Below are 14595 nucleotides of genomic sequence, written 5' to 3' on the forward strand. Positions count from 1 at the left end.
ACGGGCGCTCCCGAACGGGAATGAGGCGTCTGCGCCTGCGTTGCATCAAAGCGTGACTGAAAAAGTTTGGTTTATCACCGGCACATCCCGCGGTTTCGGACGCGAATGGACAAAGGCCGCGCTCGAGCGCGGCGACAAGGTCGCCGCCACCGCACGCAATATCGCCACCCTCGACGACCTGGTTGACCGCTACGGCGACAAGCTGTTGCCCATCACGTTGGACGTCACCGATCGTGCAGCCGACTTCGCGGCCGTCAAGCAGGCCCACGAGCACTTCGGACGGTTGGACATCGTCGTCAACAACGCCGGCTACGGGCAGTTCGGGTTCATCGAGGAAGTATCGGAGCAGGACGCGCGCGACCAGATCGAGACGAACGTTTTTGGCGCCTTATGGATCACGCAGGCGGCACTGCCGTATCTGCGCGAGCAGCGCAGCGGACACATCATTCAGGTGTCCTCGATCGGCGGCATCACAGCCTTTCCCGACGTCGGCATCTACCACGCCTCCAAGTGGGCGCTGGAGGGTTTCTCCCAGGCGTTGGCGCAAGAGGTCGCGCCTTTCGGCGTGCACGTGACGTTGATCGAGCCGGGCGGTTTCGACACCGACTGGGCCGGTTCGTCGTCCAGGCGTGCCGAACGCCTGCCCGAGTATGCGGAAGTGCACGCCACGCAGGACGAATGGCGCAACCAGCGGTGGGCCAAACCGGGTAACCCGGCGGCGTCGGCGGCGGCGCTGCTGAAGGTCATCGACGCCGAAGAGCCGCCGCTGCGCGTCTTCTTCGGCGCTTCCCCAATTGAACTCGCCAAGGCTGACTACGAGAGCCGGCTAGCCACCTGGGAGAAATGGCAGCCGGTTGCCGAATTAGCGCAGGGGTAGGCGTTTCTAGGCGTATCGCCTGTATGTCCCGGCCCGGCCGCGGCCCGGGCCGGCCAGCACCGCCTCGTAGTGGCCGAGCAGTTCGTCGCAAATGACCGGCCAACCGCGGCCGAGCACGCTCTTGCGTGCGGCGGCCGAGTAGCGGTTGCGCTCCTCGATCAGGTGGTCGACGGCGGCGGGCAGTCTCGCCTCGAATTCGTCGACCGCCAACAGCAGCCCGGTCCGCTGCGGGGTGACCAGATCGCGCGGGCCGCCGGCGTCGGGGGCGATGACCGGCAGCCCCGACGCCAGCGCTTCCTGCACGGCCTGACAAAACGTTTCGTGTTCGCCGGGATGCACGAAAACGTCCATGCTGGCGTACGCCCTGGCGAGCTCGTCGCCGTACAGCGCGCCCGTGAAAAGCGCAGTGGGCATTGCCGTTTGCAGCTTGTGTCGGTCGACCCCGTCGCCGACGATGACCAACCGCACCCCGGCGCGTTCCGCCAGCACCGCGAGCCGCTCGACGTGCTTCTCCGGCGCCAGCCGGCCGACGAAGCCGACGATCGGCTTGCCGTCCGGAGACCACTTGCGCCGCAGGGCCTCGTCGCGCGCCGAGGGCGCGTACTGCACCAAATCGACACCCCGCGCCCACCGGTACAGCCGTGGAAAGCCCTGGGCGGCCAACGCTTCCATCGTTGCGGTCGAGGGCACCAGGGTGCGGTCGGCGCGGCTGTGCAAACGGCGAAACCAGGCCCACGCGGCGCGCGTGGCCATGGGAATGCCGTAGCTGGCCGCGAATCCCGGTACATCGGTTTGGTATACGGCAACGGTCGGCACGCCGAGACGACGCGCGGCCAACAACCCGCCGAAGCCGAGCAGCGCCGGGGAGGCCAGGTGCACGACGTCGGGATCGAAACCGCGCAGTACCCGGACCATTCGGGGCGTGGGCACGCCCAACGGAAGGGTGGTCACCTTCGGGAACATCCGCGACGGCGTGCGATGCACGCGACGACCGTCGCACACCCTCTCGGCGCGTGGATGCCCCGGCGGGTTATCCGGGGCGATGACGAGCGCTTCGTGGCCGGTGCGGCGCAGGTGCTCGAGCACCCGGACCACCGAGTTGCTCACACCATTGACGTTCGGCAGGAACGACTCGGCGACGATGGCAACGCGCACGCCACCACCGTGTCAGGACGGGCTGTCACCGAGGTTGCCGACGGGGGTACGGGAGCCTACGGGACGCGGAAATCTAGTGCTGTTGCGGCTGGTCCGCTGTTTTTCCCAGCCGACGATCGAGCAGCGCCAGGCCGGCCAGAACGATCCCGCCGATCAGCCAGGCCACCACGGCAATCGAGCCGGCCGGGATGATCGCCAGACCGGCGTTGCGGTGCTGCACCCGGACCAGGTTGGGATCCCTCTTGTTGTATTCGACGTATATCCGCATACCGGTGGCCAGTTCGGACGGATACAGCACGCCGAGTTCCGGGCGATACGTCACCCGATCCGGCGTGACGAACTCGATGGTCGAGCGCCTTGGTCCGGCGCTGAGAACCTCTGCCTGCGCGACACCCATGTTGCGGCTGATGGCCAGGTCGTTGCGCCATGCTCCGGCCACCAGCAGCACCGACTGCAAGGTGACAACGGTGACCACGACCAGCACGCCGATTCGCGCCCAGCGCACCACGGTCCTGACCCGGGTCTGGGGAAGCTGCTCGCTGGTGCCGTGAATCAGGATGCGCAGCAACCGCTTTGGCCACTTCACTGTGGTTTGAAACCTCACAGGGCAGCCTTGATGGCGGCGTGTAACTGTCGCAGCGACGACCGGTCCGCCTTGACCTCCAGCACGCGCAGGCCGGCGGCGGGCTCGTCCAGGGCGGCTTGCAGGTCGTCGACTTCGAGTTGCCGGCTTTCCACGTGGTAGGCGCGACACAGCGCCCCCACATCAACGTCGTGTGGGGTACCGAAGATCCGCGCCGATACGTCCGAGAACCGGGGATCGCCCTGCTCGAGCAGTTCGAAGATGCCGCCGCCGTTGTCGTTGGACACCACGATGGTCAAGTTTCGCGGTGTCGGTTCGGTAGGCCCGATCAGCAGCCCCGAGCTGTCGTGAACGAACGTCAGATCGCCGATCAGCGCGATGGTGCGGGCGACACCCTTGCCGACCCGCTCGTGGGCCAACGCCGCCCCGATCGCGGTCGACACGGTGCCGTCGATGCCCGCCACCCCGCGATTCGATCCCACCTTGATGCCGCGTGCGTCGAGGCCGACCAGCGCAGCGTCCCGAACCGGGTTGGAAGCCCCAAGAACAAGCTGGTCACCGGGTCGCAGCGCGGTGGCGACGGCCGCGGCAACGTGCAGTCCCGTGGTCAGCGGGTGGGCGGCCAGTTGCTCGTGTACGGCAGCGAGCGCCTGGCGATTCACCTCTGCGCATCGGCGCAGCCACGCCGGGTTGGGCGAGCCGGTGGTGACGGCCCGCGTGCCGGTGGCCTGCGAGTTGCCCGACACGTCCGGCCAGCGCGGCCCGGTCGTCAGCGCGTAGACCGGCACCTTGGGATCGGCCAACAGCGCCGAAACCGGGCGGTGCAGGGTCGGGCGGCCCAGCATGATCACCTGTTGGGGACGCAGCCGCGACAGCGCCAGCGGGTGCAGCGGATTGTTCGAGTAGGCCGGCGCCGTCGGTTCGGCGACGGTAGGCAACTCCGCCAGGTTGGGGTGCACGCCCGCGCCGTGGCCGGCGATGACGACGGTGTCGGGCGACAGGTCGATCTCCAGCGGCTGGTCGAAGGTGACCGGTGGGGTGTACGTCCAGGGCCTGCCGTCGGGCCGTCCCGGCGGCACGGCGGCACCGAGCGGCTCGGGGTCGGGCACCAGCGGTTCCCGCAACGGAATGTCGAAGTGCACCGGCCCCGCATTCGCGGTGCGAGAACCCGTGGCGGCCACCAAGACTCGGCAGGTGGCCGAACGCCAGGTCGCGTTGAAACCGGCCAGCTTGTCGGGTGCGTCCTCGGCCAGCCCCAGACTGATCGTGGCGCGGACTTGCGACCCGAAGTAGCCCAGTTGCTCCATGGTCTGGTTGGCGCCGGTACCCAGCAATTCGTACGGCCGGTTGGCAGACAACACGATCAGTGGCACCCGCGCGTAATTGGCCTCCACCACTGCGGGACCCAAGTTGGCCACCGCGGTGCCCGACGTCATCGCCACACACACCGGCGCAGGACCGTCGGGGGCCCCGATCGCCAGTCCGATGGCCAGATAGCCCGCGGTGCGTTCGTCGATGCGAACGTGCAGCCGGATGCGGCCGGCTCGGTCGGCATCTTGCAGCGCGAACGCCAGCGGCGCGTTCCGCGAACCGGGGCACAGCACCACGTCCCGAACACCGCCACGAATCAATTCGTCAACAACGACGCGGGCCTGTGTCGTCGACGGGTTCACCACTACAGGGTGTCACAATCGCTGGGCGAGGCGGCTACCGAGCAACACTGGGTAACAACGGCCCCATGGGTACCAGCGGTGTGGTCAGACCTTGACGCTGGCAAAGAACTTCAACGCGGCCGCGTTGACGGCATCGGGTCGCTCGAAGAATCCCAGATGGCCCGCATCGGGGATCTGCAGATAACGTCCGTTGGGCAGCGCGTCGGCCACCTCGCGCCCGAGGTACGGAGGTGTGACGATGTCATCGGAGAAACCCAGCACCAGCACCGGCGCCGCGACGTTGCGATAGGCCGGCAAACGGTTGGTCTGCGGCGCCACATCGAGCTGGCAGCGCAATCCTGGGGTTTGTTTGATCGGCCACATGCTGAACATCGCGATCCAGTCGGCGATGGCCGCGTCGTCGTTGAGGGTCTTACGCGAAAAGTTCTCCAGCAGACGGTTTTTCGCAACATACGAGGCAGGCAGTTCGATCTTGGCGGCGTCCAGGTCCGCCTCGGCCTCTTGAAAAAACTGGCGAGCTCGGTCCAGTCGGCCCCGGGTCGCCATCAATACCGCGGCGCTGACCAACTCGGGCCGCACCACCATGAGTTCCTGGGCGATGAACGAACCCATCGACACCGAGACGATGCGCACCGGCGCGATGTCGAGGGATTCGATCAGCGCAGCGGTGTCGGCGACCATCGTTTGCGTCGTGAAACCTTGGGCGTTTTCGGTGGCGCCGATGCCCCGGTTGTCGAACGTGATGCATCGGTAGCCGGCCGCCAGGAAGGCCGGAACCTGATGCGGGTGCCAGGTTCGCCCGGCACCACCGCGACCGGCGATGAAAAGGACCGGCTCACCGGTCCCCTTGTCGTCGTAAGCCAGATTGATCACCCGAACGACGGTACAGCAGCGGGTAGCACGCCTTGACCCGTTCGATCCACCACTGCCTTCGGTCCGCGGACGCGCTCAGCGTCCGCAATCGCTCCGGGTCTGGGGTGGCCGGCCGCACCGGGAGATAGCCGTCGACGGGTGGCGAGGGTTCCGCCACGTCCTCTACGAACAGGCCGCCGGTGCCCAGCCCGCAGGCATGGTGCAGTTCGGGTAGGGCCGCCGCGGCCGCGAGCCCGGTGCCGATTCCGACCGCCGAATCCAGCGCGCTGGACACCACGACAGGGATGTCGATCTGCTCTGCGATCTTGAGCAGGGCCAAAACTCCGCCCAGTGGGGCCACTTTGAGCACCGCGATGTCTGCGGCGCCGGCACGCGCCACGGCCAGCGGGTCCTGCGCCTTGCGGATGCTTTCGTCGGCGGCAATCGGAACGCTGGTTCGACGGCGCAGCTCGGCCAGTTCGGCGATGGTGGCGCAGGGCTGTTCGAGGTACTCGAGCGGCCCGTCTGCCGTCAGTGCCTCCGCCGCCCGCGTCGCCTCTTCGAGGGTCCACCCGCCGTTGGCGTCTACCCGCACGGTGCCGACCAGTTCGCGCACCGCGTTGACCCGGTCGACGTCGTCAGCCAGGTTCTGCCCCGGCTCGGCAACCTTCACCTTGGCGGTGCGGGCACCGGGAAACCTGGCGAGCACTTCGGGCACGCCGGCAGCGGGGACCGCGGGCACGGTCGCGTTGATGGGGATCCGGTCGCGCCGCACGGGCGGCGGCTCACCGTAGGCGGCCTCGATTCCCGAGGCCAGCCAGTGTGCGGCCTCGGGCGGTTCGTACTCGACGAACGCACCGAACTCGCCCCACCCGCCGGGACCCTCGATCAGCGCAAGTTCACGGGTGGTGATGCCGCGGAATCGGACCCGCATGGGCAGGGCCACGACGTGCAGGCGGTCCAGCAGGTCCGCCAGCGTGGGGGCGGTTGCCGTCACGGCCCGTAGACCTGGCGGCCCGCCAGATATGTCGCTCGCACATCGAGATCGGCGATCTCCTCCGGCGGCACGGTCCGCGGATCCGCCGACAGCACCACCAGGTCGGCGTACTTGCCGACCTCCAGCGAGCCGACGATGTCGTCGCTGAACAGCTGCCACGCGGCGTCGATGGTTTGCGCGCGGATGGCCTGTTCGACTGTCAACCGCTCCTCGGGTGCGAGCACCCTGCCGCTCGGCGCGACCCGGGTGGCGGCGACGCTGATGTTGCGCAGTGGCTCTTCCGGCGTCACCGGCGGGTCGTTGTGCAGCGAGATACGCATGCCGGCCGCGACCGCGGAGCCGGCGGGCATCCAGCGCTCACCGCGCTCCGGTCCGAACAGGCCGTCCACGATGATGTCGCCCCAGTAGTGAATCTGGTCGACGAAGATGCTGCAGGTGACACCGAGTTCGACGGCGCGCCGCAGTTGCTCGGGACGGATGGCGCCGACGTGTTCCAGCCTGAGCCGGTGGTCGTCGCGCGGATGTTGTTGCAGCACTTCGTCATACACGTCGAGGATGGTGTCGACGCCCGCGTCGCCCTGGACGTGGCAGGCGATCGGCCAGCCCTTCGGGAAGTAGGCGCCCACGATTTCGGTCAACTGCTCGCGGGTGTAGTTGGCGCAGCCGCAGGACCCGGGCTGGATGCCGGCGCTGCGGGTGGCGGGTGTGTCCAGGTACGGAAACGACAGTGCGATGTTGCCGATCCACGGTGAGCCGTCCACCCAGATTTTGATGCCGACCTGGCGGAGCATGTCGTCGCCCTCGCCCGGGCTGGCGTCGGTGGACATCCGGGGGTTGGAGATCTCATAGGTGCGCAGCCGGACCGTGAGTTCGTCGTGCAAGCCCGCTACCAGCGGCTTGAAGTTGGGATCGAACGCCATCTCCGAACAGGTGGTGAGGCCGGCGCGGTTGAGCCGGGCGCACTCGGCCCGCAGCATGGCCGGAAAGTCGGCGGGCGTGATGACACCGGCCAGCAGCGGGAATACCGCGCCGGTCTCCTCGGCCGTGCCGTCGAGTTCGCCGTTGGCGTCGCGACCGTACTTGGCGCCCTTGGGGTCGGGGGTGTCGCGGTTCAGGCCGCCGCGCGTAGCGGCGGCTGAGTTGAAGAAGGCCTTGTGCCCGGAGTTGTGGATGATCACCAGCGGACCGTCCGGCGCGATGTCATCGAGCCAGCTCAGCGTCGGCTCGGGCAGACCGGGCTGCAGCAGCGCATCCCAGCCGTTGAGGTATGCACCCGTAGGCCCGCGACGTGCGACCTCACGCCGGATCGCGTCCACCACCTCGTTCGGGTCGCGCACGGTGACCGGGCGTATGTCGACCAGCCGGTCGGACAGCGCGATCGCCTCCATCAATGGATGTCCATGTGCCTCAACGAAACCCGGCATGACACAGCCGTCGCCGATGTCGACGGACTTGGTGTCCGGGCCCATGTGCTGGGCGATATCGGACCGGTCGCCGACGGCGATGATCCGGCCGTCGGCGACGGCGAGCGCTTCGGCTGTGGGCCTCTTTTCGTCGACGGTCAGGACGGTTCCGGTGATGACGAGGTCGGCGGCGGCCATGTGCAGTAACACTAATCGCGGGGGTGATGCGGGCGGACGGAAACGGGCGGACGGAAACGGGTGGACGGAAACGGGCCGCCCCGCCGCGATGAGGCCTAGCGGTGATCGCGAGGGCGGCGAAGCCGCACGAAGCGGGTCACCGCAATTCGACCTAGCGGTGATCGCGAGGGCGGCGAAGCCGCACGAAGCGGGTCACCGCAATTCGACCTAGCGGTGATCGCGAGGGCGGCGAAGCCGCACGAAGCGGGTCACCGCAATTCGACCTAGCGGTGATCGCGAGGGCGGCGAAGCCGCACGAAGCGGGTCACCGCAATTCGACCTAGCGGTGATCGCGAGGGCGGCGAAGCCGCACGAAGCGGGTCACCGCAATTCGACCTAGCGGTGATCGCGAGGGCGGCGAAGCCGCACGAAGCGGGTCACCGCAGTTAGGCGTCTTGCCGGTGGCGTACGCAAGGGCGCGGCTGACCAGAATTGCAACACGTTCTAGTCTGACCATATGAGTGTCGATCTGCTGCGCAATCCCACCCACAACGGCCACCTGCTGGCGGGCGCGCTCAAGCGCCACAAGAACCGCCCGGTGCTGCACCTCGGCGACACCACGCTGACCGGCGGTCAGCTGGCCGAGCGGATCAGCCAGTACGTGCAGGCCTTCGAGGCGTTGAACGCCGGCACCGGCGCCACGGTCGGGCTGCTGTCGTTGAACCGCCCCGAAGTGTTGATGATCTTGGGCGCCAGCCAGACCCAAGGCTATCGACGTACCGCCCTGCACCCGTTGGGCTCGTTGGACGACCACGCCTACGTGCTTTCCGACGCCGGCGCCAGCGCGCTGATCATCGACCCCAACCCGATGTTCGTCGAGCGTGCGTTGGGGTTGTTAGAGAAGGTGGACTCGCTCAAGCAGATCCTGACCATCGGGCCAGTCCCCGAGTCGTTGCGCGACGTGGCCGTCGACCTCTCCGCGGAGGCGGCCAAGTACGAACCGACGCCGCTGGTGGTCGCCGATCTGCCGCCGGACCACATCGGCGGCTTGACCTACACCGGTGGCACCACCGGAAAACCCAAGGGCGTGATCGGCACCACCGGGAACATCGCCACCATGACCCAGATTCAGCTCGCCGAATGGGAATGGCCGGAGAACCCGCGGTTCCTGATGATCACGCCGTTGTCCCACGCCGGCGCAGCGTATTTCACACCCACGTTGGTCAAGGGCGGCGAAATGTACGTGCTGCCCAAATTCGACCCGGCCGAAGTGCTGAAAACCATTGAAGAGAAGCGCATTACGGCCACGTTCGTAGTGCCGTCGATTCTCTACGCGTTGCTGGACCACCCGGACTCGCACACCCGCGACTTGTCCTCGCTGGAGACCGTCTACTACGGCGCGTCCGCGATCAACCCGGTGCGGCTGGCCGAGGCGATTCGGCGGTTCGGTCCGATCTTCGCCCAGTGCTACGGACAGTCCGAGGCGCCGATGGCGATCACCTACCTATCGAAGAAGGACCACGACGAGAAGCGGCTGACCTCGTGCGGCCGCCCGACGCTGTTCGCAAAGGTCGCGCTGCTGGGCGAGGACGGTCAACCGGTACCGCTGGGCGAGCCGGGCGAGATCTGTGTGAGCGGGCCGCTTTTGGCCGGCGGGTATTGGAACCTGCCCGAGGAGACCGCCAAGACATTCCGGGACGGCTGGCTGCACACCGGTGACATGGCCCGCGAGGACGAGGACGGCTTCTACTACATCGTCGACCGGGTCAAAGACATGATCGTGACCGGCGGGTTCAACGTATTTCCCCGTGAAGTGGAGGACGTCATCGCCGAGCACCCTGCCGTCGCGCAGGTATGCGTCGTCGGCACACCCGACGACAAATGGGGCGAGGCCGTCACCGCCGTGGTGGTGCTGCGCGCCGACGCGGCCCGCGACGAGGCGGCGATCGCGACCATGACGTCGGAGATCCAGGCGGCGGTCAAGGAGCGGAAGGGCTCGGTGCAATCGCCCAAGCAGGTGGTGGTGGTGGACTCGCTGCCGCTGACCGGGCTGGGCAAGCCGGACAAGAAGGCCGTGCGCGCCCGGTTCTGGGAAGGCGTCGGCCGCGCGGTCGGCTAGGGTCGACCCGCCGAGCGCACTTGACCCGCCGAGCGTCACGCCAGCGTGGCACTCGTAGCCCACAGCCACTCTGGCGTGACATTCGGCGGTGACAGCAGCGGCGGGGGCGCGGTCGGCTAGGTTGACCCGCCGAGCGTCACGCCAGCGTTGCGCTCGCAGCCCAAAGCCACTCTGGCGTGACGTTCGGCGGTGACAGCAGCGGCGGCAGCGGCGGGGGCGCGGTCGGCTAGGTTGACCCGCCGAGCGTCACGCCAGCGTTGCGCTCGCAGCCCAAAGCCACTCTGGCGTGACGTTCGGCGGTGACAGCAGCGGCAGCAGCGGCTACAGCAGCGGCGGGGGCGCGGTCGGCTAGGTTAACCCGCCGAGCGTCACGCCAGCGTGGCACTCGCAGCCCACAGCCACTCTGGCGTGACGTTCGGCGGCGACAGCAGCGGGCCCAGCAGCGGCGACAGCAGCAGCGGGGGCGCGGTCGGCCAGGTTAACCCGCCGAGCGTCACGCCAGCGTTGCGGTCGCAGCCCACAGCCACTCTGGCGTGACGTTCGGCGGCGACAGCAGCGGTGACGTTCGGCGGTGACAGCAGCGGCGGCGACAGCAGCGGGCACAGCGGCGGGGGCGCGGCCGCGAAGGCCCACTACTGTGGCAAGCATGGCTGAACGCATCAAACCGCCATGGTGGCTGAAGCCGGCCAACAAAATCTTCATCCGGATGTCGAAGCTGGGTTTGCGCTTCGGCGGCGAAAGCCCGGTCGTGCTGACCGTGCCCGGCCGCAAGTCCGGAGTGCCGCGCTCAACCCCGATAACCCCCATGACGTTCGATGGCCAGCGCTACGTCGTCGGCGGCTTCCCAGGCGCGGACTGGGTCAAAAACGTAAGGGCCGCAGGCGAAGTCACGCTGCAGCGGGGTCGCACGAAGGAACACGTTCGGATGGTGGAGTTGTCTCCCGAAGAGGCCAAGCCGGTGCTGCGGTCCTTCCCCACCGAGGTGCCCACCGGCGTGAGCTTCATGAAGCGCTCCGGACTGGTCAAAGAGGGACGGCCCGAGGAGTTCGAAGCTCTGGCCGGCCGTTGCGCCGTGTTCCGCTTCGATCCGGTGTAGTTCAGACAGACGACGGAGTGAGGATCCTTGAGCGACAACCCATTTGATGCAAAGCAATGGAAACTCGTCGACGGTTTCGACGACCTTACCGACATCACCTACCACCGGCACGTCACCGACGACACGGTGCGGGTGGCGTTCGACCGCCCCGAGGTGCGTAACGCGTTTCGGCCCCACACCGTCGACGAGTTGTACCGAGTGCTCGATCACGCCCGGATGTCGCCGGACGTGGGCGTGGTCCTGCTGACCGGCAACGGGCCGTCACCGAAGGACGGCGGGTGGGCGTTCTGCTCGGGCGGCGACCAACGCATCCGTGGGCGCAGCGGGTATCAATACGCCAGCGGCGAAACAGCGGACACCGTCGACGTTGCCCGCGCCGGGCGATTGCACATCCTCGAGGTGCAGCGGCTGATTAGGTTCATGCCCAAGGTGGTCATCTGCTTGGTCAACGGCTGGGCGGCCGGAGGCGGGCACAGCCTGCACGTGGTGTGCGACCTCACCCTGGCCAGCCGTGAGCACGCCCGGTTCAAGCAGACCGACGCCGACGTCGGCAGCTTCGACGGCGGTTATGGCAGCGCATACCTGGCCCGCCAGGTCGGCCAGAAGTTCGCCCGCGAGATCTTCTTCCTGGGCCGCCCGTACACCGCCGAGCAGATGCACCGCATGGGCGCGGTCAACGAAGTCGTCGACCACGCCGAACTGGAAGCCGTGGGCATCCAATGGGCGGCCGAAATCAACGCCAAATCGCCTCAGGCGCAACGGATGCTCAAATTCGCATTCAATCTGCTCGACGACGGGCTGGTGGGTCAGCAACTGTTCGCCGGCGAGGCCACTCGACTGGCATACATGACCGACGAGGCGGTCGAGGGCCGGGACGCATTCCTGGAGAAGCGTCCCCCGGACTGGAGCCCCTTCCCGCGCTACTTCTGAGCGTGCCTATGCGGCGCCCAGCGTGACGTCGGGCACACGGCGCCCACTCCTAGACTCCGGTCGTGAGTAAGAACGCCAGTAAAAGCCCGCTTCGCCGGCTGAGCGACCAGATCACGCTGGCCAGCATGCGGCCCCCGGCTTACCCTCAGCTGCTGATCAACCGGCCCCTGATCAAGCCCATCGACCTCGAGGGAAAGCGCATCCTGCTGACCGGAGCCTCGACCGGTATCGGCGCAGCCGGCGCGGAACTGCTCGCCCGTGAGGGCGCCACGGTCGTGGCGGTCGCCCGTCGCAAAGATCTGCTCGACCAGCTCGCCGACCGGATCACCAACTCGGGTGGCACGGCGATGTCGATCCCGTGCGACCTTTCGGACATGGACGCCATCGATGCGCTGGTCGCCGACGTCGAAAAGCGCATCGGCGGGGTGGACATCCTGATCAACAACGCCGGTCGGTCCATTCGCCGGCCGCTGGCCGAGTCGCTGGAACGCTGGCACGACGTCGAGCGGACCATGACGCTCAACTACTACTCGCCGCTGCGGCTGATCCGCGGGCTGGCCCCCGGGATGATCGAACGCGGCGACGGCCACATCATCAACGTTTCGACCTGGGGCGTCTTGTCTGAGGCGTCGCCACTGTTCTCGGTGTACAACGCCTCGAAGGCCGCCCTGACCGCGGTGAGCCGGATCATCGAAACCGAGTGGGGCCGCAAGGGCGTGCACTCGACGACGCTGTACTACCCGTTGGTCGCCACGCCGATGATCGCGCCGACGAAAGCCTACGAGGGATTGCCCGCGCTGACGTCGGAAGAAGCCGGCGAGTGGATGGTCACCGCCGCCCGCACCCGACCGGTACGGATAGCACCTCGGATCGCCCTGGCAGCCAAGGCACTGAACACCGTCGGCCCGCGCTGGGTCGACGCTCTGATGGGCAGGCGCGGCGATGACCCTGCCTGATCGTGATAGACACAGTGAATGGAGATACTGGCCAGCCGGATGCTTCTCCGGCCGGCGAATTACCAGTTGTCGTTGAGCTTCTACCGCGACGACATCGGGCTCGCGATCGCCCGTGACTACGGCGCCGGCACCGTGTTCTTCGCCGGCCAGTCGCTGCTTGAACTCGCCGGATACGGCGAACCCGACCACTCCCGCGGACCCTTCCCCGGCGCGCTGTGGCTGCAGGTCCGCGACATCGACGCCACCGAGGCCGAGTTGCGCAGCCGTGGGGTAGCGATCGCTCGCGAGGCGCGACGCGAACCGTGGGGCTTGTACGAGATGCACGTGATCGACCCGGACGGCATCACCCTGATTTTCGTCGAGGTTCCCCCAGATCACCCGCTGCGTCGCGACACCCGGAATCCGGCCCGACAAACCGAAGGTTAACGATTAGATAACATCTAGCGACCACTCGAAATATTCCTGCATTTCGCCCATTTGGGCATTCGACAACGGAATGCTCCGACCGCAAGAATCAGGCCCTGTGAGCATCGACCTGTTCCTCTTGATCATCGTCGTGATCACCGCGCTCGCTTTTGACTTCACCAACGGCTTCCACGACACCGGCAACGCCATGGCGACCTCCATCGCCAGCGGCGCGCTCGCACCGAAGGCGGCCGTGACCCTGTCCGCGGTCTTGAACCTGATCGGCGCGTTCTTGTCCACCGCCGTGGCCGCCACCATCGCCAAGGGCCTGATCGACGCCAACCTGGTGACGCTGGAGTTGGTCTTCGCCGGGTTGGTCGGCGGCATCGTCTGGAACCTGCTCACCTGGCTGCTGGGCATCCCCTCCAGTTCGTCGCATGCGCTCATCGGTGGCATCGTTGGGGCGACGATCGCTGCGGTCGGTGTGCGCGGTGTGATCTGGCACGGCGTGGTGTCCAAGGTCATCATCCCGGCCGTCATCGCCGCATTACTTGCCGTCCTCGTCGGAGCGGCGGCCACCTGGCTGGTCTATCGGATCACGCGCGGCGTTCCAGAGGGGCGTACCTCGGCCGGCTTCCGGCGTGGCCAAATCGGATCCGCTTCACTAGTATCCCTGGCGCACGGCACCAATGACGCCCAGAAGACGATGGGCGTCATTTTTTTGGCGCTCATGTCCTACGGAACGGTCAGCAAAACTGCCAGCATGCCGCCGCTCTGGGTCATCGTGAGCTGCGCCTTCGCCATGGCCGCCGGCACCTACCTCGGCGGCTGGCGGATCATCCGCACCCTGGGCAAGGGTCTGGTGGAGATTCACCCACCGCAGGGTATGGCGGCCGAATCGTCCTCGGCCGCAGTCATCCTGCTGTCCGCCCACTTCGGCTACGCGCTGTCCACAACACAGGTCTGCACTGGCTCGGTCCTGGGCAGCGGCGTGGGCAAGCCCGGCGCAGAAGTGCGCTGGGGTGTGGCCGGCAGAATGGCCACCGCATGGCTGGTCACGCTGCCACTGTCCGGGTTGGTCGGCGCCGTCACCTACTGGACCGTGCACCTCGTCGGCGGCTACCCGGGCGCGATCATCGGCTTCTCGGCGTTGGTCGCTGCCTCCGCAGCCATCTACCTGCGGTCGCGCAAGGTCAAGGTCGACCACAACAACGTCAACGCCGACTGGGAAGGCCACCTGACGGCCGGACTCGACGGTTCCGACGGCACGAGGCCGCCCCCGGCGCCGAGCCCGCCCTCGCCCCCGCCCTCAGAGCCGCGGCGGTCAGCAAGGCGCCCTTGGGCGGCCCGGTGGTGCCGGACGTCGTCACCA

13 protein-coding genes and 1 pseudogene are annotated in these 14595 nt (G+C 67.5%); 7 read left to right on the forward strand and 7 right to left on the reverse strand.

Annotation, left to right across the window (positions count from 1 at the left end):
- The first annotated feature begins 52 nt into the window (after window positions 1-52).
- Complete coding sequence (locus BST27_RS23365; RefSeq protein WP_069421131.1) at window positions 53-877, forward strand: SDR family oxidoreductase; 825 nt, start codon at window positions 53-55, stop codon at window positions 875-877.
- Window positions 878-883: 6 nt separating this feature from the next.
- Here BST27_RS23365 and BST27_RS23370 read toward each other — a convergent pair whose 3' ends face one another.
- The 6 genes and pseudogenes from BST27_RS23370 to BST27_RS23395 all read right to left on the reverse strand — a co-directional run bounded on the left by BST27_RS23370 (window position 884) and on the right by BST27_RS23395 (window position 7738).
- Window positions 884-2032, reverse strand: a complete 1149-nt coding sequence (locus BST27_RS23370) for a glycosyltransferase family 4 protein (RefSeq protein WP_069421132.1) — start codon at window positions 2030-2032, stop codon at window positions 884-886.
- A 73-nt stretch (window positions 2033-2105) separates the two neighbouring features.
- Entirely contained in the window at window positions 2106-2618 is a 513-nt protein-coding gene (locus BST27_RS23375; protein WP_139805325.1) for a DUF3592 domain-containing protein, read from the reverse strand.
- A gap of 14 nt (window positions 2619-2632) precedes the next feature.
- Complete coding sequence (menD, locus tag BST27_RS23380; RefSeq protein WP_069421152.1) at window positions 2633-4288, reverse strand: 2-succinyl-5-enolpyruvyl-6-hydroxy-3-cyclohexene-1-carboxylic-acid synthase; 1656 nt, start codon at window positions 4286-4288, stop codon at window positions 2633-2635.
- A gap of 84 nt (window positions 4289-4372) precedes the next feature.
- A complete protein-coding gene (locus BST27_RS23385) occupies window positions 4373-5161 on the reverse strand; it encodes an alpha/beta fold hydrolase (RefSeq protein ID WP_069421133.1) in 789 nt (262 codons plus the stop codon).
- Window positions 5158-6074, reverse strand: a pseudogene (locus tag BST27_RS23390) (o-succinylbenzoate synthase). Before BST27_RS23390 ends, BST27_RS23385 begins: the two are co-directional and overlap by 4 nt.
- A 59-nt stretch (window positions 6075-6133) precedes the next feature.
- Window positions 6134-7738, reverse strand: coding sequence for an amidohydrolase (locus BST27_RS23395; protein ID WP_069421134.1), 1605 nt, complete (start codon window positions 7736-7738; stop codon window positions 6134-6136).
- A gap of 496 nt (window positions 7739-8234) precedes the next feature.
- On the opposite strand from BST27_RS23395, the gene fadD8 reads away from it, so the two are divergent.
- A complete protein-coding gene (fadD8, locus tag BST27_RS23405; RefSeq protein ID WP_069421135.1) occupies window positions 8235-9836 on the forward strand; it encodes a fatty-acid--CoA ligase FadD8 in 1602 nt (533 codons plus the stop codon).
- A 368-nt stretch (window positions 9837-10204) separates the two neighbouring features.
- Here fadD8 and BST27_RS32560 read toward each other — a convergent pair whose 3' ends face one another.
- Window positions 10205-10363 (reverse strand): hypothetical protein, encoded by a 159-nt coding sequence (locus BST27_RS32560; protein ID WP_170062354.1) that lies wholly within the window; start codon window positions 10361-10363, stop codon window positions 10205-10207.
- Window positions 10364-10482: 119 nt separating this feature from the next.
- On the opposite strand from BST27_RS32560, the gene BST27_RS23410 reads away from it, so the two are divergent.
- The 5 genes from BST27_RS23410 to BST27_RS23430 form a co-directional block, all read left to right on the forward strand.
- Window positions 10483-10932, forward strand: coding sequence for a nitroreductase family deazaflavin-dependent oxidoreductase (locus tag BST27_RS23410; RefSeq protein WP_069421136.1), 450 nt, complete (start codon window positions 10483-10485; stop codon window positions 10930-10932).
- A gap of 27 nt (window positions 10933-10959) precedes the next feature.
- Complete coding sequence (locus tag BST27_RS23415) at window positions 10960-11862, forward strand: 1,4-dihydroxy-2-naphthoyl-CoA synthase (RefSeq protein ID WP_069421137.1); 903 nt, start codon at window positions 10960-10962, stop codon at window positions 11860-11862.
- Between the two features lie 62 nt (window positions 11863-11924).
- Window positions 11925-12818 carry an SDR family oxidoreductase gene (locus BST27_RS23420; RefSeq protein ID WP_079220232.1) on the forward strand — a complete coding sequence of 298 codons (894 nt, stop codon included), beginning with the start codon at window positions 11925-11927 and terminating at the stop codon, window positions 12816-12818.
- An 18-nt stretch (window positions 12819-12836) separates the two neighbouring features.
- A complete protein-coding gene (locus BST27_RS23425) occupies window positions 12837-13244 on the forward strand; it encodes a VOC family protein (protein ID WP_069421138.1) in 408 nt (135 codons plus the stop codon).
- Between the two features lie 97 nt (window positions 13245-13341).
- A partial coding sequence (locus tag BST27_RS23430) for an inorganic phosphate transporter (protein WP_083148647.1) occupies window positions 13342-14595 on the forward strand: 1254 nt, incomplete at its 3' end.

The organism is Mycobacterium intermedium (assembly GCF_002086275.1).
GTDB lineage: Bacteria > Actinomycetota > Actinomycetes > Mycobacteriales > Mycobacteriaceae > Mycobacterium > Mycobacterium intermedium.

Coding starts and splice junctions, on each gene's coding strand:
- BST27_RS23395 (WP_069421134.1), bottom strand. CDS start 7,738: ATGGCCGCCGCCGACCTCGTCATCACCGGAACCGTCCTGACCGTCGAC.
- fadD8 (WP_069421135.1), top strand. CDS start 8,235: ATGAGTGTCGATCTGCTGCGCAATCCCACCCACAACGGCCACCTGCTG.
- BST27_RS23410 (WP_069421136.1), top strand. CDS start 10,483: ATGGCTGAACGCATCAAACCGCCATGGTGGCTGAAGCCGGCCAACAAA.
- BST27_RS23425 (WP_069421138.1), top strand. CDS start 12,837: ATGGAGATACTGGCCAGCCGGATGCTTCTCCGGCCGGCGAATTACCAG.